We start from the raw sequence: 20,463 nt of genomic DNA, 5'->3' as shown, positions 1-20,463 counted from the left end.
GTGCTAGATAGAGTGTATGGTAACTATTTTCTCAATTAACTCAATTAATTTAAATACTATATACCTATCGGTTTTTAGTGTATTCCTCCCATGTTGTCTATTCTAACTTGACTAGGAAAATGTGTCCTAATTCTTAAAGATACTTCTGCAACAGACCAATAAAAACTTCCGTTATTTCCAAATGAGGTAATATTCCGGCATCTGCGATCGCAGTAAAATCTCGAATTGCTCTTGGATTTAAGTTTGCCAAGCGTTGTCCTAATTTGATGTTGGTAAATTGCGCTTTTTCTCCCCAAAAAATGACGGTGGGAATTGTCAGTTGTTGAATATATAAACTCAGATCAAAGTAAAGATCGCCCCGCAAAAATGCCAAAGCAGCAAACTTGGCATTAGGTTGTTGTGCCGAAGTTAAATAAGCCTCCACCATCTCTTGGGATACTCGTTGTGACTTCGCAAACAGAAAACTTTGTAAAAAATTTCGGACTGCAATTTCATTTTCTGCACCAAGCATATAAATAAAATTGTCCAACAGAGGCGCATTGATTACCGAAAGCGGAAGTCTGCGTCCAGCACCCTGTCCAAAATCATCAAATCCTGAGGGGGAAACCAAAAACAGTGCTTTGAATAAATTGGGTTGAACAATAGCTAGACGGATAGCAAAAGCGGCTGTAAGAGATGAGGCTATCACTGTCACAGGCTGGCGACAAGTTTGAATGATAAACTCTGCAATCGTGCTGAGATAATCCCTAATTTTATAATCCCGGACTGGATGGGCCGATTCTCCCCAGCCGATGAGATCGGGGGCTAAAATGTGGTAATTAGAGGCAAAAGCCGGGTAAACTTTAGACCATTCATAAGCAGATGCTCCACCACCAAAGTTATGGAGAAACAGTAGTGGAGATAAATCTTCAGTGTCAGCAATCGCCCAAGGTGCATTCGTTTGGGTATAGTAAACCATTGCCCCTAAGGATGTATGGATGACTTTATGTCCAAAGCCAGGAGGTTGAAACTGAAGCATAAAATTAAAAAGTTTAGTTTAGTAAAAATATCCCTAGACCTGGCGAATTAAATTCGCGGCTATACAGACAAAACCTACCTCCGTGGGTTTCAAATTCTTAGAGTCCGCGCAGGCGGGCTTAGTTTGTATAGCTACAATTTCTAATCGCCAAGTATATTTGCTAATTGATAATTCATAATTCATAATTTACCCTTGTTTTTTGTCGGCATCTCCTGTGATTTGAACAAGTTGATGGAGGTTATCACCACTGATTTGATATGCTCTCCCAAAACCAACTACAAAACGACCTTCACTCGGAGTTAGCTGGAAAATCCGAAAGTCAGACAAGCCGCGCAAAACCTCGACAATTTCACCAAACCGCCCTTGAAATTGCTCAACAATTTGATTCCAATTGTCAGTTTCACGCTCTATCAATGTTGCCGTACAATCAAAACTCAAACGACGACGGGCGAAAATTAGATTACTCTTAGCTTCATCCTCGATAAACAAGACACTAACATGAGGATTGGCATAAAGATTTTTGGTATGAGTCGAAAGACCACTGACGTAAATGTAGATATTTTTGGAATCATCCATTACAAAGGGAGCATAACTAGCATTGGGTATTGCCTGTGCGCTTACGGTGCTAATGATTACACTCTCAAATGCTTCAGGAAATTTTTCGTACTCAGCTTGAATGTTTTCAAGTTGACTCATAAGTAAATTACCACGCTTATTAGGAACATTAAGTATCCTAACGTGATTGAGCGGTGTCTACGAGCCATAGAATGCCCAAAAAGTAAAAGCGATCGCTCTCTTTAAATAAAGAGCGATCGCTAATTTTTCGATTTTAAAATACAGCTTAAGCAGCAACAGGTTCCAACAATTTAATGTCAGAGAAAATAAATTCCTGAGTAGAAAATTGTCCTGCTGTCTCGGTGCGAATCTCCCGACGATTTAGGATGAAATAGTCACCAACTTTTTCATACTCATCAATAAATTCGCTTCTACCGCCCTTTTGTTCCCCAGTTTTGGGGTCATGGTACACAGAGTCATAGCGGTGAGATAGGTAGCCTTCTCCAGTGTCGTGACTGCTGAACGTGTCAATGGTCACAAAAGTACCGTGGATTAGACGGTGAACATGGCAGACTTCATTATTGCGGACTTTATATTTATCGCCCTCAGCCTTACCACCCATTAAAAGCTCAACCGCACCAGTTTCGTCAGTTTTGCCATAGCTAAAGGTATTGGCGCTGTGGGTGTCTTCAAAGCTGCGGCGGACGCGGTGAATTGCTATCTCCCAGGCTTGACCATGAATTGCTTTCTGGGCTGGCTCATCATCTACATCCAAAACTTCGGCTTTGAGATTGGCACTGATGATAACTTTGCCTGTAAACACTTTATCATCATGCTTAAAGGTAATATTTGCGGTATAACCGGGAAAATTTTTGTCCCAAGTATAGCGGTTTTCATAAGCAGCCCGGAAAAGTTCCTGAGCAGAGAGTTGTGTAACTGTCATGTGCTTCTCCTAGTCGCTACTGTAATTAGCGTTTTAGTTTCCTTGGTATTAGCATAGAAGTAATTGTTGAGGCTTGGATAGTCCCCAACTGGGTACACTTATGGCTAATTCTCTACACGCTGCATTTCATGCGATCGCCAATGTCCAGAATGAGCAAGAATTAAGGCTCGCTCTTACGGATAAAATTGGTGAGCATTTTGGCGTGCAAAATTGGGGTATTTATTTCCTAAATGACGAGCCAAGCACTGATATGAATGTTCCAGGCATTCCGGCAGTATGCTTAGAAAGCAATCCAGTGGGGCGCTACGTGGTTGAGCGTCATGCTCCCGCTCATGAACAGTTATTATTATCACCAGGAGACTGGAAGCATTTTTGCTCTCGTTCCGATCACGAACATGTGATGACTGGGCCAATTGTTTGCGATGGTCGTCTTGTCGGAACCCTTAACTTGGCTCGTGACAAGGGAAATCCTGCCTTTAATGGCAATGATTTAGCTGACTTGAGCGCTTTATGCATTCATTTGTCAGCAAAAATGGCAACCCTACGCACAAAACCCAAAATATCCAATTCTCTTTTAGTGAGTCCTTTAACAGCGCGTGAGTTAGAAATTGCCGATTTGGTGGCGCAGGGGTTCACGAATGCGGAGATTGGAGAAAAACTTTGGATTACGCAAAATTCCGTCAAACAAGCTTTAAAGAGGATGTTTCGGAAGTTGAAGGTTTCGGCGCGTGCAGAAATGGTGGCAAAGCTACAAGATATACAAGTTTCTTGAAGGAGGTAGCAGGTAAAAGGAAAGAATGATCAATAAAAACTTTCATTCTGGGTATAAAACCCAGTTTTAAAAGAAGAATTGTATTGAGTAGAGTGCAGCAAGATACAATTCTTCTTACTTCAATCTCAAGCTTTTAAACGTGGGTTAATCCTGCCCTCTAGCCTTTCTACAACACGCTACGCTATCTGCCTTCTGTTATAAAGACTCTGACTGATGGTAATCTAAGATTGTTGGACCAAATTAAATAAAAACTTTTGTTTTTGACAGTTTTCTTTTTTGGACAATAGTAATATAAGTCGTGAATAAAGTCTTTAACAATTAGGACTTGGTTATACTTTAAGTAAGTTCTAGAGAACTTAGTTAGTTTTTTAACAGGAGAAGTAGGGTGCTTAACAACCTTCATCAGTTATTATCTCCCCGTAAGTGGGCAATTTCCCTCGCGGGCTTAGGCTTACTTCTCGGTTTGGGGTTTATAGCCAAGCAGACTCAAGTAGTATCAGTTACAGATTCTCGATTATCATCGGCTCAGATTCACAAAACCTCTGAAAACTCTCTTTTGTCGCAGCTGAGAAAAGTTCGAGAGCAGAGAAGTCAACTGAATGCGGCTTCTGGAGGCGGAAAAACAGTACCCCTAATCACAGCGCTGGTTCCGGGCGATCAGGGAGCTACAAAAAGCGCAAGAGTTTTACCAAAAGCAGATTTTCCTGTAAAAGATGGGATTTACCTCTATGGTCAATCCCCAAACGCAAACCAACTTGGTCAAGGTTATATCATATTTCAAAAGCAGCAAGCCAAGGTAACGGGTGCTTTGTATATGCCGCAATCAGAGTTTAATTGTTTTCAGGGTACGATCAACCCATCAGGAGAGTTGGCGATGACAGTTAATAGTTCGTCAAATGAAGCCAACTCTAATCAATCGAATCAGGTAGCTACAAGCAATAGACTGCCTAAAGTTAATGATGATGAGTCAAATTCTTATGCTTACTCACTGGCTCTGCAAGACTTTTATCGGTTAAATTCTATCACTGCTAGCGATCGCCGCACGTTGCAAATGTGCAAGTAATCTCCAACATCTTGATGGATGAATAATGAGTTTTTGACGGAAACCTTAAATGGTACAGATCCCTGCTAAAACGCTGACTTTAAGTGAATTCCTGGATTTGCCAGAGACAGAACCTACCAGTGAATACATTGATGGGCGGATAATCCAAAAACCGATGCCACAAGGAGAACACAGTGCCATTCAGACCGAGTTAGCACCTGCAATTAACTTGGTATTAAAACCTAAACAGATTGCACGGGCTTTCTGTGAACTTCGCTGTACTTTTGGCGAACATTCAATTGTGCCTGACATTTCTGTGTTTACGTGGGATAGAATTCCCCGAAAAGATAATGGTGGGATTGCTAACGTTTTCTCAATTGCCCCAGATTGGACAATTGAAATTCTATCTCCCGATCAAAGTCAAACTAAAGTTACCAAGAATATTTTGCATTGCCTGAAGTATGGTACTCAGATGGGATGGCTGATTGATCCTAAAGAACAATCTGTGTTTGTCTACTTGCCAGATCAACCAACCACTTTTTACGAAGAACTCGGAACACAGTTACCAGTGCCAGAATTTGCTCAAGACTTTAGCTTAACAGTAGAAGGTTTATTTAGGTGGTTGCTGGAGTGACTATTGGTGAATGTGGAAGAAAATCTTGGGTTTATACTAAAGAACCTAATCTATGGCGAGTGTATACCCTTAATCTCCTCTGATTTCGACTAACGCTTCACCAGATTGCAAAAGGTCTAATGCTTCTGGCAATGTTGAATTCAGAATCTCTTTCAATCGGTCATTTGACGTATTGCCACAGGTCAACCAGATAACTTGTGGCGGTGTTCCAAAACGATCAACTAAGTCAAGCTTTGTCACTGTCTTTGGTGATGAAGATGACTCCTCTAGCCCTAGCTGCCTCGAAAATCTCAGCATCTTCGGCATCTTTCAGCCCAACATCACGCAAAGCTAATGCAGTTATGCCGAATGTGATGGTGATCCAAGTTGCAATTGCAGGTGAGAGATGTGCATCTATCCAGATCGTCATGCGACCAAAACGGGATGATTGAGCTTACGTGAAGCGTACATATAAATTCCCTTACACAACAGAGAAAAGCTGTTTTAAAAAATCTGTCAGCCTTTACATCAAAGCACAACGACATTGCAACGCTTGCTTGAGTAAAACTTGATACTCTTTATCCTCAACCCGATAAGCACCAAATCTTTGCAAATGCGGATTCATCATTTGGGCATCAAAAAATACAAATTGCCTCTGACGCAATCTTTCCACCAACTTTACCATCGCCACCTTTGAACCTTCGGGAATGCGGTAAAACATCGACTCGCCAATAAAAGCCCCGCCGATGACAATCCCTAAAATTCCCCCAGCTAACTCGTCACCCTGCCAAGTTTCAAAACTAAAAGCATAACCACTCTGGTAAAGTAGCCAGTAAATCTTTTCCAATTCCGGTGAAATCCAAGTTGTCTCTCTGTCAGCACACCCAGCCACCACAGCTTGGAAGTCCCGATTAATCGCCACAGTAAACCGTTCTTGATTCAGAACGCGCTGTAAAGACTTGGGGTAACGAAACCGCTCATCCAAAGGAATAAAAGTCCGATCGCGACTTGCGTACCAACTCAAGCGATCGCGTTCATCAGCCATGAGAAAATAGCCTTGTGCATAGCCCTCAACAATAGCGGCGATATCATATTGCATAAATAAATATAAAAAAACACTCTTAGAAACGCAATTTGATGCTACTAGTCAACCTCAGCGTTCCTCTGCGTTAAAAAAAAGATGACTCAACCAATTCCACCCATCACCCTACCACTGCCTGAAAATCCGTTGCTCGAAGGTGAATGGTTACGAGAACGTTTACAACGGTGGCTAGATACAGAATTTATCCCCGAAGCCGTAAACCAAAATATTGCCCAACGAGCCGCACAGATTTTTGTGCGTCAACGGATGGAAGGAGAAAACGACCTTGGTTCTCTGGTAATTGCCATTGTCACAGAGATGCAGTCGTATGATTTTTCTAATAGTTTTTACGGAGAGTTTGCGATCGCCAACGCCGTCAGCGATCTACTCTTAGAAAGTCTGGGAATTGATAAGTGTTGTGGTCAATAATTTTTGTCATTTGTCCTTTGTCATTAGTCCTTTGTTATTTACCAATGACTAATGACTAATGACTCTTGACTACCAACTAGACTTAACAACTCCAGGCAAAAGACCTTCATGCGCCCATTCTCGTAGCACGTTCCGAGACAACCCAAAATCGCGGTAAACACCTCTAGAACGACCAGTCAACCAACAACGGTTGCGGTGGCGGGTGGGCGCACTATTCCGGGGTAGCTGTTGAATCTTCCGGTGGATTTCTAGCTTATCCAGAGGAGATGCTGCACTTCTGAACTCTTCTAAAAGCGCTTCTCGCTTGTCAGCATACTTTTCTATCAACCTGGTGCGCTTTTTTTCGCGCTCAATCAAGCTCTTTTTTGCCATAAATTCTCTAACTTAATTTAAAGACACCGTTTTCCATTCTACAGTCTCCCCATCAATTCTGGGGTTACTTGTGTCGCTTACCCTACAACCACTGGCTTATTAGCAGCAGGACATAAATCGGCAAGCTCACAAGCAACACACACGGGAGAGCGGGCTTTACAAATCGCACGACCATGATAAATTAGCCGAATTGACCAATTTTCCCAATCAGGCTGAGGCAATAAACCCATTAAATCTTGCTCAATCCGAACGGGGTCTTTTGCTTCAGTTAAACCCAAACGTCCGCTGAGGCGCTTGACGTGAGTATCTACTGTTACGCCAGCATTAATGCCATAAGCATGAGCTAGGACTACATTTGCCGTCTTCCGCGCCACACCTGGAAGCTTTAACAACTGTTCCATTTGGTTGGGGACAACAGAGTTAAACTCAGTGACAATCATCCGACAGGCGGCTTGAATGTTCTTGGCTTTATTGCGATAAAATCCAGTTGAACGCACCAAACTTTCTAACTCTACTAAGTCAGCGATCGCTAAACTTTCAGCGTCAGGAAACTTACCAAATAAAGCTGGTGTCACCTTATTTACCCGCTCATCAGTACACTGAGCAGATAGAATCGTTGCCACCAATAATTGTACTGGCGTTGAGTAATTCAAAGAGCAGGTAGCATCTGGATAAAGACGCTTCAGACGAGCTAAAATTTCTAGCGATCGCTTTCTTAAAGGTGAAACTTTCTTTTCACTACTCGCTATTTTCACTGGAATAATTTTTGCACCCATTCCAATTGGCTAGTTAATTGGGTAGTTTCTTTGACTATCAGAAAAATTCCTAAGCCTAAGAGTAACACCAAACCAGTTTGCATTACACCTTCTTGAATCCGGGCAGGCACAGGCTTACCGCGCAAACCTTCAATCAGCAGAAAAGCGAGTTGTCCGCCATCCAAAGCGGGTAAAGGCAAAATGTTGATAATAGCCAAGTTAATGCTGATAATTGCTGCAAAAGACAACAGATTTACGCTATTGTCCTCAGCTAACTTTGCACCTATTTTGACAATATTAACTGGCCCAGAAACTTGTCCAGCAGTTTGTTGAAAGTTGGTAATCAACTGTCCAAAACCGCTGAGTGTCCCAACAAATAATTGTTGAAACCTGTTAGCTGCAAGACCGAAAATTTCAAAAGGACTATTAGGACGGCGATAAATTGCTGTAGCATTTGGACTGAGTGCCACACCAACTACGCCTTTGCCATCAGCTCCCAGTTTTGGTGTTAATTTCAGGGTTTGTTGTTGGTTTTCACGCTGAATTTTCAGTTCGATTTGCTGATTGGGATGAGTTTGAATTTCTTTTGTCAGCAAAGGAGTTGACTTATCAGAAGCCGGGAGTTCTTGACCGTTAACAGCCAGAATAATATCTCCTTCTCGAATTCCTGCTTGGTAGGCAACAGATTCTTGATTAACAGGCTGGACAACGACACCAGCTTGATAGGTTAATTCCTTGGGAATGCCGACAATTCCCAATTGCAGAGCCAACACCAAATAGGCAAATATTAAATTAGCTATCACTCCGGCACTGATAACAATCGCCCGATCTAAAACTGGACGGTTACGCAGCAGATTTGGGTCATTGGGTGGAACATCGCTATCGGGGTCATCATCGGGAAAGCCCACAAAACCGCCCAAGGGAAAAGCGCGGATAGCATATTCGGTTTGTGAACCTTGGTACTTCAAAAGAACTGGGCCAAAACCCAAAGAAAAACGGTTAACGAGAATGCCTTGAGAACGGGCTGCAACAAAATGTCCCAACTCGTGTACCAAGATCAAAACAGCCAAGACTGCGATCGCTGCTAAAACTGACATAGAGTAAATTAGTGAAGATATTAAGCTATAGTTATCTCCATTCTAATTGGGTATTGGGCATGGGGCATTGGGCATTGGGCATTGGTAAATGACTAATGACTAATTACAAAAGTTCACGTCCCAAGTAAGGTTGCAACACTTCTGGTATCTTCACCGTTCCATCAGGTTGTTGGTAATTCTCCAAAATTGCTGCCATCGTCCGTCCTACCGCCAAACCCGAACCATTTAGAGTATGTACGAACTGAGTACCTTTTTTCCCCGCCTCTTTGAAGCGAATATCAGCCCGTCGCGCCTGGAAATCTATAGTATTAGAACAACTAGAAATTTCGCGGTATTTGCCAGAAGAGGGCAACCAAACCTCTAAATCATAAGTTTTGGTAGAGGCAAATCCCAAATCTCCAGTACTTAAATTTATTACTCGGTAAGGCAACTGCAACGCCTGTAAAATTGCTTCTGCATTCCCCACCAATTTCTCCAATTCATCAAAAGACGTACTGGGTTCGACAAATTTCACCATTTCCACCTTGTTGAACTGATGCAGGCGGATTAATCCCCGCATATCGCGCCCATAACTACCAGCTTCGCGGCGAAAACAAGGAGTAAAGGCACAATGGTAAATAGGCAAATCTTCAGCAGCGAGAATTTCACCCCGGTAGAGATTTGTAACTGGAACTTCTGCCGTAGGAATCAGCCATAAGTCATCATCAGCACATTTAAAGCTTTCTTCTCCAAACTTGGGTAACTGACCGGTCGCTGTCAAAGACTCGGTATTCACTAACAGCGGTGGACTAACTTCCACATACCCAGCTTGAGTATGGAGAGTCAGCATAAATTGAATTAATGCCCTCTCCAATGCCGCACCAGCACCTATCAATGTCACAAAGCGACTTTGGGCAACTTTTACAGCTCGTTCAACATTGAGAATACCCAACTTTTCGCCAATTTCCCAGTGAGGGAGAATATTCGGATTTTGGGGAATGTACTCATCACCCCAACGGCGCACCTCTACGTTATCTTCCTCATTCTTACCAAGGGGTGTAGAGTCGCTTGGCAAGTTGGGAAGCGCCAACACAAGTTGAGCAATTTCGGCTTTGAGGTCTTTTTCCTGGGGTTCCAGTTGGCTCAATGTAGCCTTGACAGAGTTACCTTCATCCCGCAAAGCTTGAATTTCTGGATCTTGAGGATTGATCCCAGATTTAATTTTCTGCCCAACAATTTTACCAATTTCGTTGCTACGGGCTTGGAGTTGACTACGCGTCCCCTCAAGTTCCCGTTGTTGCCGATCTAACAGTAATATCGGTTCGATGTCGTATTTACCACTACGACTATTCAATCGTTCTTGAACTAATTGCGGATTTTCCCGTATTTGCTTGATATCCAGCACAGATTTTTCTCAGTTTTTAGCCTATTATCTACCTGCCAACACATCAGCATATACTGATTTTGGCTTGGCATGAGCAGAAAAGCAACCATAAAAATTTTGCCCTGCCAATCTTGCCAAGGCTAGAAAAATTTAGAATCCAAAATTTGGGATTACTTCTGCGATTTTCCAAACTCCTGAGTATTCGCAGGTGAGGATAGCCAGTAAGCAAGTACTCCTGATAAACCACTCCAGTACATTGCTTGATTTTGGCTATTATTGCGTTCCATAAAGATTAGGGAACTACACAATCCAATCATCAATGTACTAAAAAGTACTTATATACCAAATTTCCAGATTTATAGTTTTTTTTAGTGTAAGACCTCTAATAACAATTAATTGACGCTTCTAACGGTTATAGTATCACTCTGTAGATAGATGCTAAATATAAGTAACTAGTATTGGTTTTCACACTATACTTCGATAATTTCAGAAAAGTAAGATTAACATATTTGAATTATTCGCCATACAACCTCTGAAAACGAGGAGAAAAGTAAGCAAGAAAAGAAGTCAAAACAATTGCTGATTTTTGACTTTTACCTTTTCTTCTGACTCCCCTTTCTAAGGTCGGTTAATGCGATTGAGTAACCAAAGCGACGCCACCAGCCCTGCAAAGTGTGCTGAGACGGTGTTGGTGTTTGCCTGTACTACAAGCATATCTAGACCGCTAATAATTCGGGTGGGATCAAAAAATTGTGTAGTTATCGCTTGAGGAGAGATGGATCTTGCTACCAGTGTGCCTACGATCGCCTGCGCCCCCAAAAGAGTCACCAGCGTTCCTCCTAAATTCACCCACAGCCCTAAGCGTAATACTTGCACAGTCTCACTTTTGCGAGGGCGGTTGCTGGGATTGGAGGATTCTAATTGCTTGCCAATTCTAGTGTAACGGTAAGCTAAATAAATCCCCCCACCCAAGACAACCAGTCCACAAATTGCTAAAAATACGCCAAAGCCAGTCCCAGGATTATTACTAGAACTGCCAGTTTTTTGATTAAAGACGGCGAACAGCAGCACAATTATGCTAGAAACAACGCCTAGTACTAGCTGAATCCAGAAGCTAATCCAACCTGTAAGGCGAAAAGTTTGGGCAATTGCCCTGAGAGTTGAGGAAGATGATGGGGCATCGGGAGTTTGTGACATAGTGATCACCAATGTGCTGGGCGCTTGATTAAGGGACACGAGGAAACGGGGACGCGGAAACATGGGGACAGGAAGAGTTCTTTCCCCGCGTCAGAGTATCTCCCCCTCTCCCCGTCTTCTTTGCCTCCGCCTTAAGGTCTTCTTTGATAAATTTACTATCACACTTGCCATAAGAGACAAAAGATTCTCTTGTCGAGGAAATCAATAATGGTTACTGCTTAAGTGTTTTCACTGGCGTAGCAGCTTTAACCCTGACATATCCTTTAGCGTAAGCTTTTAAAATTCGCATTGGGAAAATCACTGTAAAACAAAGTGTTTATTAACTTTTACAGACAAAATAGCATTTTACCTGTAAAATTTCTTCGATGGCATTTTATTGCTTAAGCGGTTCTAACCAGTTCGGCATCACTTGACACCAAGATAGTGAGTTAGCCACTGTCTGTTCGCTCCTCACCACACCGTATCAAGCTTGGATAGGGATACATTATTTTGTGCCCCTAAAACTCGCAAACTCTTCCCACAACTTCACAGGCGTGGGTGATTATTTGGTGTTTACACAATGGATATCTAATCTAAGTAGCTTTATCTGTATTACTCTCTTAGCAGTAGCACTGTATACTGACTACAAGAATTGTAGACCTTACCCTAAGGCATTTTTTTAGCCATTCAATAACCATGAAACTTGAGGATATATATCAATTCTTTGAAAATCCTCCGCCAACTTACCTTTGTCAGGAACTAGCAGTTTGTTACATACTGTCTGTTTTATTACAAGGTGAATCCTACGGAACCGAATTAATCGAGCAATTAGAAACTGAATATCCCATCTATCGGCTTTCAGATACCGTACTTTATAGTGCAATCAAATTTCTGGAAGACCAAGGGGCAATTACTGGATATTGGAAAAAACTCGAAGGACGGGGACGTCCCAGGCGGATGTACCAAGTTTCTCCCGAGTGGCAAGTTCAAGCTCAAGATTTAGCTTTTCAATGGCTTGACTACATTAACAGGAGGACAAAGTAATACCATTTTAGATTTTGGATTTTGGATTGTGGAAGAGTCCCTGGTAATTGCTTTTTGGCGCTCCATTTGTCGCAATCATTGTTCAAATTGGTATAACGAATAATTGATAATGAATAAGTCTCCTCCAGTCAAACACTAACAATTAGTTATGGATACTGCTATTCTGCCATCTACGTTCCTGCTAACCTTGTTGTTATCGGTTGGGCTGTTTTTCTTTATTCGTGCTTCGACTAAAGACCGCATAGAAATAGCGCAACTGGTATCTGAGCAAGACGAAGCTGCTTTGATGTCTCAATTAAAAGAGTATTTTCGATCGCGATCTTATCGAGTGGCAGCGGTAGACCGAGAACAAAACCAGGTGACTTTTGAAGGTAATGTTCGCCCCAGCTGGTTCTTAGCTATATTTCTAACTTTACTGGCAGCTACTGGGATTGTTTGTCTATCTCTGGTAGTATCCCTGCTTTTTCCTAGCCTCAGTACTCTTGTTTTGGCGATGGTACTGCTGTCGCCTTTAAGTGGTCTATTTTATTGGAAAAAATCTGGAAGACTTGAGAAGGTGTCGCTCAAAGTAGAAACAACTCAGAGCGAACAAACCTCCTCAAGTAAGATAACCGTAGCTGCCCATCGAGATGAGCTCAGTGAGTTACAGAGGACTCTACAGCTAAAGCCTGGGAAATAATTGTTGATTTTTGTGACCATCTCTTAACTATGATATGCAGACTTCTGACCTGACCTACTCTTTAGGCAATGGAAAGTAGGAAGGAGAAAATCAAGACTTCTGCTTTGTCAGTTTTCCCCACGATATAAATCGTGGGGAAAAAATTTAAATTCATTAACTTAAATTCATTGACAGAGCTTGCCTAACAATCTACGGCATAAGAGCGCAACTTCACTAGCACTTTTAGACGCGCTTGGCTCTATACCCACTCCCTTATTGATGATCAAAATAGTATCAACCCATGCAATCTAGCGTGGTTTGAGACAAGTTCACTTTCCAATTACCTGGACTAGATTTACTGGCAAATCAGCTACAAACTAAAAAAAAATTAAATTTTGCATAAACTTAGCAATTTTGCCAGTTAATAATAGTCAGGAGCCACATTCAATGCCTAAGATGACCAGCTATGGTTCACCGAGTAGCTAAAGCAACAGGTTCCTGACCTGGCGAAGGTTCTAACACCCTCAAGCTAGGAAACAAGAAATGGTTTTCCTCCACGTATTGAGCACCAAACAGTCCCTTTTCTGCCCAGAAATAACGGTCTGTGGTGTGTTCATTTCGCTTTACGAGCAGCAATGCCGGTGGCAAAATCCCTTCAGCTTGAATGAATCTTCTCGCTGCTGTCACAGGCTTTTCTTCGCCACTTTCGATGCTATATTGAGGCACGTGCTCCAAAATGCGCCGTCCTTCCTGACGACGACGACTCTTCCTTTTGCGTCTCCTTGCCAATCTATTGTCCTCCTCTTTCAAGCTATAGATTGTAGTTATAGCTACAAAATCCGTCGTCATTATATAGGTTCTAGTTCAAAATATCAATAGCTTTTAACCTTTTCATGTAAGAAAGTTAATATCTTTGAAAATAGAGAAAACAAAATTACCATTCGGATATAATCCCCTGGAACAAGCCATCTCTAAGAAAATTTTAGTTAAGCTTTATTAAATGAGTGAGGTAAAAACTAAGTATCCTCTCTTAACATCATGCCTCAAAATCTGTAATCTTGAGCAAGAGCTAAAAAATGTTAATGTCTGCCAGTTCCGATTTTCTTGCTCTGTGTCGAGAGCAAATAGCACTGCTAACCCAAGGGCTGGGAGCAACTTTAAGTATTGTGTACCTAACACAAGAATTGGTAGAGACTTCTTCAGGCGATGCAAAACTTATTCCTGTGGTAATTTACCCGGAAACAGCATTATTACCGCCAGGGGAGGAGATTGCTGAAGCGACAGTACACAAGCAACTTCAAGTTGGAAATGTGTTTGTATTACCCAATCATCAGGGAAAGTTATTGACAGCAGGTTCAGAATCTCCAACCTCGTCACGGGAGTCTGAGATACCAGATGCTTCTCAACCCGATCTAAAAGAGGAATACCTACTTAGTAGCAACCAAATTGTTTTACCTCTGATTTATGAGGGTGTGATGATGGGGTTACTAGTGACAGGTAGGAAAGACCGGGCATGGAATGAACATGAGCAAAGTCAGATTCAACGGATAGCCCAAACATTAGCGATCGCTTGTATTTTAGATCAGCGGCGAGCATGGTTTGAACAACAGTTACGTGAGCAACAAATTCTCCAAGAAAAACAGCGGGATTTGCTAGATAACCTGTTGCATCAGTTTCGTAACCCATTAACGGCATTACGGACTTTTGGCAAACTGCTATTGAAACGACTACGACCAGCAGACGCTAACCGAGATGTGGCAAATAGTATTGTGCGGGAAAGCGATCGCCTCCAAGAATTACTGCAACAATTTGATCAAGTAATTGACTTGACAGAGGCTGATTTAGCACCACTACATCTGGCGGAAGATGAAGTCTTTGTAGAAGCTACTATCCAAAAAGACGCTAAACCGCCGCTATTATTGCCGGGAACTGGAGATAAAGCAGTTGACTGTTCGCTAGCAGATATATTAGAACCATTATTAATATCAGCCAAAGCGATCGCCCAAGAGCGAAAGCTAAAACTAATAACAGAAATTCAACAGAATTCCTCTCTAGTACGTGCCAACGTCAAAGCATTACGAGAGGTGTTAACTAACATTATTGATAATGCTTTAAAATACACTCCCACTGGCGGCAAAATTTTGATTCAGGCGGGGCAAGAAAAAGCTAATTTTCAAGGAATAGTCATTAGTGATAATGGGCCTGGCATTCCACCCCAGGATTTAGAACATCTTGGAGAACGGCATTATCGGGGTGTACAAGCGCAAACAGAAATCCCCGGCACAGGTTTGGGGTTAGCGATCGCTAAACAATTAATAGAGCAAATGCAGGGCGAAATCGAGGTTTTCAGCCCTGCAATCAACTCTAAGCTAACTTCACCCGATACGCCGGGGACTACATTTATTATTTGGTTGCCGGAAGTTTAAAATTAGTCATTTGTCCTTTGTCCTTTGTAAAGACTAATGGCTAATAACTGAAGTTGAGAGTTGGTCATTTGTCCTTTGTAAAGACCAATGACCAATGACTAATGACTATCTTAGTGAAACCAGCAAATTCTGATTAATTGTCATTTGTAAATCGGTATTTGGGTCAATGGCGATTAAGTCAACACTATTCTTACCGAAGAACAGACCAACCAACGCACCGATACCAGCACCACCCAAAACTTCTTCTGTAGCAATAGCGCGATCGCCAGTGACAGCAGATACCGCAGTTGCTGCACCTGCACCCAATACAGTATTCTTGATAATTGAACCAATACTAGTACCCTTTTTGACGGTTTCAGTTTTGGTAATTACTTCAGAGGTAGCGTTAAGCTGATACTCTTGACCACTGGTCAAAACCAGTTTCTCTGCAATGAATTGAGAACCGCCTGTAGCAGGTTTGAGTTGACCAATAACCTGACTACCAGCAGGAATCACTACAGATCCGTCTTGCGTAACCACGTTTTGGGATACTGTCAATGTCAAAGGCGCTGTTTCGTCCTTTGTAACTAGAATTTTTTCTGCCTTGTCATACTTCACAGGAATAGCAGTCCCTTGGGGAATTGTGACTGATACAGGCGTTGGGGTAGTAGACCCGACAGCCACGACATAGGGCGAGTTAATTGCTGAGGCTTGGTTAGAACTAACCAATGCTTGGTAGATAAAAGCTGCTACCTGGGCGCGAGTAGCAGTTGCAGTTGGATTCAGGAACTTCACATTCGGATAGTTCACCACAATTTGCTTTTCAGTTGCTGCTGCGATCGGGCTACGGGCATAGCTAGCGATGTTAGAGGCATCGTTGAAGTATTGCAGAGTGCTTTCGGTATTACCGCTGGGACTATATTCCAGACCGTTAGCGAGGGAAACCAAAACCTGTTGACGGGGAATAGCTTGATTAGGCTCAAAGCGATTTCCGGGATATCCTGACAAGAAACCAATGGTATAAGCTTGCTGAATGGCAGTGGATGCCCAATAGTTGCTAGGCACATCAGCAAAACTGATTGGCTGACGTTGCTGTGCTTTTTGGAAAGCTTTGTTGACCATCGCGGCAAATTGAGCGCGTGTCACTGGTTCTTCAGGGCGGAAGCTACCATCAGGAAATCCCGCAATTACACCTCGCTGTGACAATTGTTGAATAAATTGTGCTGCCCAATAGTTAGATGAAACATCAGAAAAAGTAGTTTGAGCTAAAGATGGCGAAGCTGTAATGAAAGGCGCTACAGTACCGACTGTGACGCTCAAAGCCATGATTGCAGCTGTTCTAGATTGCCAACGATTTAAGTTAAACATTATTTTTTTACTCCAAGACAATTATTTTTTTACTGTTAATTAATTAGACATTTACTGAAGTATAAGGTTCCTAATTATTTCTGCTTTTTGTAAAAACCATTACTTTAGTCATACAGTCATAAACAAAAATTCTCTATTAAACGAAGTTGGTAATAAAAGTAGTGTAATCAACCTATTATTTATTAATAAAAGAAAACAAGCATTCCAATAAATATGGATACTGAGTAAGACGATACATCAAGAGAATAGTTGCTGGAAAACAGATTTTTTAGGTTTAAAAATGAAGGCGATCGCACACTATAGTTAAAGTGGCGATCGCCTATGGAGGATGATTAAATTCACAACTGGAATGAAGTTGAATTTAGTAGCGGGATTGAGGTACTAAATTCAAGTTAGAATTCAGTGTGAGCTTTAAATCCTGTGCAGGTCTGAGGACAAAAGCATTTCCTTCTTTTTTCCGCAACAGGACACTAGCACCCGCCCCCGCAGCCGCACCGAGAACAGGTTTTAAATCGTCAATTCTGCGATTACCAGTAAGTAGTGAACCTAAAAGACCAGCACCCCCACCAATAGCTGCGTCAGTTAAAACCTGACTGGTGTTGGGGCCCTGTGAAACTTTTTGAGTTGTGGTGTATGTCCGAGAGGTGGCATTAATCGACTGACGCTGACCATTAGAAAATTCTAATTCTTGAGCGACAAACCGCACGCCTTTTCCTTGGTTATCATCTGTATTTCTTGTATCTCTTGAATAACTATCTAAGTCAACAGATTCTAGCCGTCCATGTACTTTAGTACCAGCAGGAATCAAGACATTTCTATTTCTGTCGATAATGTCATTGGCTATTCTCAAGGTTATAGATTTACTTTCCCCAGGAGCAATAGTAATTGTCTCTTTTTCGTAGGTTACAGGAAGAGCAACTCCAGAAGGAATGGTAGCGTTTCCGTATTGCCCAGTTCTGTTTTGATCAATTCTATATTGAGCATTAGCAGGAGCCAAGCTCAATAGAGGGCTAATGAGGCTTGTAGTAACAGCCATTGCCATAAGTGCAGCAGTTCCAGATTTCCATTGATGTAGGCGAGTCATAAGAGGGTTATCCTTTGTGTATGTGATGTATTTAATGACGAGGATTCACTGAGTTTGTTTCTGACTGTTTTGGAACCTGTCTATAGGCGTGTTCCGAAGATACAATTATGATGGGAAGTCTGTGCGATCGCGTGAGCGTAGCCCGTCGTATATATCGCTGTTCAGAATTTGTATCCTGCTAATGTGCTTCACTAAAAGCAAGAGGCGAGAGACTTATACGACGTAGATGAGTATCATTTTGTTCCAAAATGATGTTTTATTACTCATGTCCACATATCTAAGCCATCGAATAGAGGCGAATCGGCTGACTGCGAACTCTTACTTTCATTTTAGATTGATTTACTAGGACTTGGAAAATATTTTCGCTTTTTTAACGAATGATTCACTATCTGTTATATGGGTATTTAAGATTGCTGCTGACGCTGTTTAATCTCTGCGATCGGTAATAGCAAGGTATCTTCTATTTGCTGTCGTACTTCCCGGCTAACATAACAATCGCTATTTAGGCAATCTACCAAAAACTTATTGGCATTGTAATACTGGTTCAATAATTCCTTCTGCCCATCGCTGAACTGCCAATCATGATAAGTAGTACGATATTTAATCATGACTACTCTTAATTTCTCAGTCCAAGCTTGGCTATTAGCTTTCCACCATTGCTTAAATATTTCATTCTCACTGTCTCGTTTAGGTACTTGCTCCTGAAGTTGTTGCTGTACTTTCTTGAAATCCGAATCGAGGGAGAGGTCTCGGGCGAGATCCCGCGCCAGATCGATATCAATGGCACGGGCGAGATCGAGGGCACGGGCGAGATCGAGAGCACGGGCAATGGCGCGGGCAAGAGAGCGGGAGCGGGTAAGCGAGCGGGCGAGAGAGCGGGAGAGGAAACGGGAACGGACGCGGGCACGGGCAAAGTAAAAAGCCCTAACAGCAGCTAACTTATAAGGAACCTCAACTGAAATGGATTTCTGATTTACCCACATTAAATATTGCTGCAATTTCTCATCACTAGCCAAAAGTAAATCAACCTTTTTTTTGATTAAGAGTAATAGACAGTCTGCATTTGGCGACATTCCAACTGCTAGCAAAAAGACTTCACGCCAGCGTTTTTCAGTGATGTGCTTCACCAGGCTTTGCAATGATGTTTCTGACGATTGCTTAACAATAATAAATTCTCTAGCTGTGAAATACTCATGAAATGTCAGATGTGAAAATGAGTAAATTCCTTTAGCCCTTGCCACAACTAAGCCATGATGATGCTCAATAGAACAAAAAATTTCTTCACTGTCGATTTGCAATTCTTCCTCGTCAGTATTAGCAGCAGGTAAATTGCGGATGTAATCTATGATATATTGTTCCGCTGTTTTCTGCTTGAAGAAATAGTCTCCTTGCTCAAACGTAGTTAGGGCAATTTTGCTGAGTAAATCTTCCTTTCGGTGGATTGATAGCTTTTTGTAAATCAGATCGCGCTGAATACCGCGTTTAGCATCCCATTTTTTTAGTAGCGCATCCAGTCCTTCTTTATACAGCTCAGAACGATTGGCTGGAAAATCCCCTGACTCTTCAAATGCCAAACATAGTAACGTCAATAGGAGAGGACTTGCGGCCAGTTGTTTGATTCGGTTATTGTCTTTCAGATGTTTAATAAAAGTCTCTGCTTTTACACCTTTACCCTGAAACCAGTTAGTTGTAAATGTCGTAATTTGTTCCTCATCAAAATCAGCAATTTCTACTTCTGTAAATTTCTCAAATGTATATTCTCGTGCTGCAATGCGGCAGGTTATTACAAACTGATTGTTCCAGAAACGTTCAGAAAAGTCTCGAATATGCTTTAAGACAAAGCTATTATCTTCTTCTCTAACTTCATCCAAGCCATCTAGTAAAATTAATGCCTTGCCCTGAGTTATTATATCTTGGATAGACGCTATAAATTGCCTGTCTAAAATACTATCTGTTTCAAAAACGTGATTCATGGCATTTTCACTTATGTATTCTAGTAATCCCGGTTTGTTTGTAGCTTCTGCAAAATCTTTAAGTGTGATAAAAATTGGCACACGATTAGCCTGAAACTTACCTTCAATACACTGAATTGCTAAATACTTCAAAAATGTGGTTTTACCTGCTCCTGGCTTACCCAAAATCATCAACTTAGGATAATTTTCTACCGCTTCTAGTCCTGGTATTCGTTTTTGAGTAATTCTGCTCAGTCCAAATCTGTCAAAATCTTCGCTAGTACACTGTTGCAATAATTCATCAATTCCTAAGCGTTGTCGCCCAGTAATTTTCTCCAAAATATTAACGCTGGTATAAATCTCATTCAACCCAATGGGTTGAGTCATATCCAGCACCCGCATTGTGCCGCAGCGTTCTTGAATGCCAGGTTTTATTTTTTGACGTACTGTTTGAACGATCGCATCAATATCAATGCTATTATCTTGACTTACCTTTGGTTCACTAGCTGGTTCAGCAACTATTTCTTCCCACTCTAGGTCTAGCCTGTCGCAAATCTGGACAAAAAGATTGCGATCAACAGGTTTACCTGTAAAGAATTTTCCTACTGGCTGCCGAGTTATTTCTAACTCATCAGCTAATGCCTTTTGAGTTAAGGAACAGCGGATCAAAGCTCTTTTTGCTTTTTGGATATTTTCTGGAGAACAGCAAAGCGATCGCGCGGACATAGCCTAACCA

General features: G+C 41.8%; 22 protein-coding genes. 7 read left to right on the top strand and 15 right to left on the bottom strand.

Annotation, left to right across the window (positions count from 1 at the left end; all coding sequences use genetic code 11):
- Positions 1 to 133: 133 nt before the first annotated feature.
- From HWQ44_RS25105 to HWQ44_RS25095, 3 genes are all read right to left on the bottom strand, one after another.
- On the bottom strand, positions 134 to 1,018 hold the full coding sequence (locus HWQ44_RS25105; protein ID WP_292724416.1) for an alpha/beta hydrolase: 885 nt from the start codon (positions 1,016 to 1,018) through the stop codon (positions 134 to 136).
- A 186-nt stretch (positions 1,019 to 1,204) separates the two neighbouring features.
- The gene (locus HWQ44_RS25100) at positions 1,205 to 1,714 is read right to left on the bottom strand and encodes a HugZ family protein (RefSeq protein WP_292724414.1); all 510 of its coding nucleotides are present in this window, start codon (positions 1,712 to 1,714) and stop codon (positions 1,205 to 1,207) included.
- Between the two features lie 145 nt (positions 1,715 to 1,859).
- Positions 1,860 to 2,516 carry a DUF3386 domain-containing protein gene (locus HWQ44_RS25095; protein ID WP_292724412.1) on the bottom strand — a complete coding sequence of 219 codons (657 nt, stop codon included), beginning with the start codon at positions 2,514 to 2,516 and terminating at the stop codon, positions 1,860 to 1,862.
- A gap of 100 nt (positions 2,517 to 2,616) precedes the next feature.
- Between HWQ44_RS25095 and HWQ44_RS25090 the strand changes: the two genes are divergently transcribed.
- The 3 genes from HWQ44_RS25090 (at position 2,617) to HWQ44_RS25080 (ending at position 4,964) form a co-directional block, all read left to right on the top strand.
- Positions 2,617 to 3,288: a LuxR C-terminal-related transcriptional regulator gene (locus HWQ44_RS25090; protein WP_292724410.1), complete on the top strand. Its 672-nt coding sequence runs from the start codon at positions 2,617 to 2,619 to the stop codon at positions 3,286 to 3,288.
- 385 nt (positions 3,289 to 3,673) lie between these two features.
- Positions 3,674 to 4,351, top strand: coding sequence for a hypothetical protein (locus HWQ44_RS25085; RefSeq protein WP_292724408.1), 678 nt, complete (start codon positions 3,674 to 3,676; stop codon positions 4,349 to 4,351).
- 49 nt (positions 4,352 to 4,400) lie between these two features.
- Positions 4,401 to 4,964 (top strand): Uma2 family endonuclease, encoded by a 564-nt coding sequence (locus HWQ44_RS25080; protein WP_292724407.1) that lies wholly within the window; start codon positions 4,401 to 4,403, stop codon positions 4,962 to 4,964.
- Positions 4,965 to 5,033: 69 nt separating this feature from the next.
- Here HWQ44_RS25080 and HWQ44_RS25075 read toward each other — a convergent pair whose 3' ends face one another.
- The 3 genes from HWQ44_RS25075 to aat all read right to left on the bottom strand — a co-directional run bounded on the left by HWQ44_RS25075 (position 5,034) and on the right by aat (position 6,042).
- On the bottom strand, positions 5,034 to 5,204 hold the full coding sequence (locus HWQ44_RS25075) for a DUF5615 family PIN-like protein (protein WP_292724405.1): 171 nt from the start codon (positions 5,202 to 5,204) through the stop codon (positions 5,034 to 5,036).
- Positions 5,191 to 5,373 (bottom strand): DUF5615 family PIN-like protein, encoded by a 183-nt coding sequence (locus HWQ44_RS25070; RefSeq protein ID WP_292724403.1) that lies wholly within the window; start codon positions 5,371 to 5,373, stop codon positions 5,191 to 5,193. The genes HWQ44_RS25075 and HWQ44_RS25070 overlap by 14 nt, the downstream gene beginning before the upstream one ends.
- Before the next feature lie 93 nt (positions 5,374 to 5,466).
- The gene (gene aat / locus HWQ44_RS25065; protein WP_292724402.1) at positions 5,467 to 6,042 is read right to left on the bottom strand and encodes a leucyl/phenylalanyl-tRNA--protein transferase; all 576 of its coding nucleotides are present in this window, start codon (positions 6,040 to 6,042) and stop codon (positions 5,467 to 5,469) included.
- 81 nt (positions 6,043 to 6,123) lie between these two features.
- Here aat and HWQ44_RS25060 point away from each other — a divergent pair, with 81 nt between their 5' ends.
- Complete coding sequence (locus tag HWQ44_RS25060; protein ID WP_292724400.1) at positions 6,124 to 6,453, top strand: hypothetical protein; 330 nt, start codon at positions 6,124 to 6,126, stop codon at positions 6,451 to 6,453.
- Between the two features lie 69 nt (positions 6,454 to 6,522).
- Here the strand turns inward: HWQ44_RS25060 and rpsN are convergent, their stop codons facing one another.
- From rpsN to HWQ44_RS25035, 5 genes are all read right to left on the bottom strand, one after another.
- The gene (gene rpsN, locus HWQ44_RS25055) at positions 6,523 to 6,825 is read right to left on the bottom strand and encodes a 30S ribosomal protein S14 (protein WP_292724399.1); all 303 of its coding nucleotides are present in this window, start codon (positions 6,823 to 6,825) and stop codon (positions 6,523 to 6,525) included.
- Positions 6,826 to 6,902: 77 nt separating this feature from the next.
- Positions 6,903 to 7,601, bottom strand: a complete 699-nt coding sequence (gene nth / locus HWQ44_RS25050) for an endonuclease III (protein ID WP_292724398.1) — start codon at positions 7,599 to 7,601, stop codon at positions 6,903 to 6,905.
- The gene (rseP, locus tag HWQ44_RS25045) at positions 7,577 to 8,677 is read right to left on the bottom strand and encodes an RIP metalloprotease RseP (RefSeq protein ID WP_292724397.1); all 1,101 of its coding nucleotides are present in this window, start codon (positions 8,675 to 8,677) and stop codon (positions 7,577 to 7,579) included. Before rseP ends, nth begins: the two co-directional genes overlap by 25 nt.
- Positions 8,678 to 8,780: 103 nt before the next feature.
- Entirely contained in the window at positions 8,781 to 10,061 is a 1,281-nt protein-coding gene (gene serS, locus HWQ44_RS25040) for a serine--tRNA ligase (protein ID WP_292724395.1), read from the bottom strand.
- Positions 10,062 to 10,658: 597 nt separating this feature from the next.
- Positions 10,659 to 11,237: a DUF3611 family protein gene (locus HWQ44_RS25035; protein WP_292724393.1), complete on the bottom strand. Its 579-nt coding sequence runs from the start codon at positions 11,235 to 11,237 to the stop codon at positions 10,659 to 10,661.
- Between the two features lie 675 nt (positions 11,238 to 11,912).
- Here HWQ44_RS25035 and HWQ44_RS25030 point away from each other — a divergent pair.
- Positions 11,913 to 12,260 (top strand): PadR family transcriptional regulator, encoded by a 348-nt coding sequence (locus tag HWQ44_RS25030; RefSeq protein ID WP_292724391.1) that lies wholly within the window; start codon positions 11,913 to 11,915, stop codon positions 12,258 to 12,260.
- Between the two features lie 148 nt (positions 12,261 to 12,408).
- Complete coding sequence (locus tag HWQ44_RS25025) at positions 12,409 to 12,939, top strand: cofactor assembly of complex C subunit B (protein WP_292724390.1); 531 nt, start codon at positions 12,409 to 12,411, stop codon at positions 12,937 to 12,939.
- Between the two features lie 450 nt (positions 12,940 to 13,389).
- On the opposite strand, the gene HWQ44_RS25020 is transcribed toward HWQ44_RS25025, so the two are convergent.
- Positions 13,390 to 13,707: a DUF3155 domain-containing protein gene (locus HWQ44_RS25020; protein ID WP_292724389.1), complete on the bottom strand. Its 318-nt coding sequence runs from the start codon at positions 13,705 to 13,707 to the stop codon at positions 13,390 to 13,392.
- Between the two features lie 287 nt (positions 13,708 to 13,994).
- Here HWQ44_RS25020 and HWQ44_RS25015 point away from each other — a divergent pair, with 287 nt between their 5' ends.
- A complete protein-coding gene (locus HWQ44_RS25015) occupies positions 13,995 to 15,344 on the top strand; it encodes an ATP-binding protein (protein ID WP_292724388.1) in 1,350 nt (449 codons plus the stop codon).
- A gap of 105 nt (positions 15,345 to 15,449) precedes the next feature.
- Here the strand turns inward: HWQ44_RS25015 and HWQ44_RS25010 are convergent, their stop codons facing one another.
- From HWQ44_RS25010 to HWQ44_RS25000, 3 genes are all read right to left on the bottom strand, one after another.
- Positions 15,450 to 16,691 (bottom strand): S-layer homology domain-containing protein, encoded by a 1,242-nt coding sequence (locus HWQ44_RS25010; protein WP_292724387.1) that lies wholly within the window; start codon positions 16,689 to 16,691, stop codon positions 15,450 to 15,452.
- Positions 16,692 to 17,052: 361 nt separating this feature from the next.
- A complete protein-coding gene (locus HWQ44_RS25005) occupies positions 17,053 to 17,775 on the bottom strand; it encodes a conjugal transfer protein TrbI (RefSeq protein WP_292724386.1) in 723 nt (240 codons plus the stop codon).
- A gap of 404 nt (positions 17,776 to 18,179) precedes the next feature.
- Positions 18,180 to 20,453, bottom strand: coding sequence for an NACHT domain-containing NTPase (locus HWQ44_RS25000; RefSeq protein ID WP_292724385.1), 2,274 nt, complete (start codon positions 20,451 to 20,453; stop codon positions 18,180 to 18,182).
- Between the last annotated feature and the right edge of the window lie 10 nt (positions 20,454 to 20,463).

Origin of the sequence: Nostoc sp. JL34, assembly GCF_017114945.1 — a bacterium.
In the GTDB taxonomy this organism is placed as follows: domain Bacteria; phylum Cyanobacteriota; class Cyanobacteriia; order Cyanobacteriales; family Nostocaceae; genus Nostoc.
Note: the sequence above shows the minus strand (reverse complement) of the source record. Positions and strands in the feature narration are given on the sequence as shown.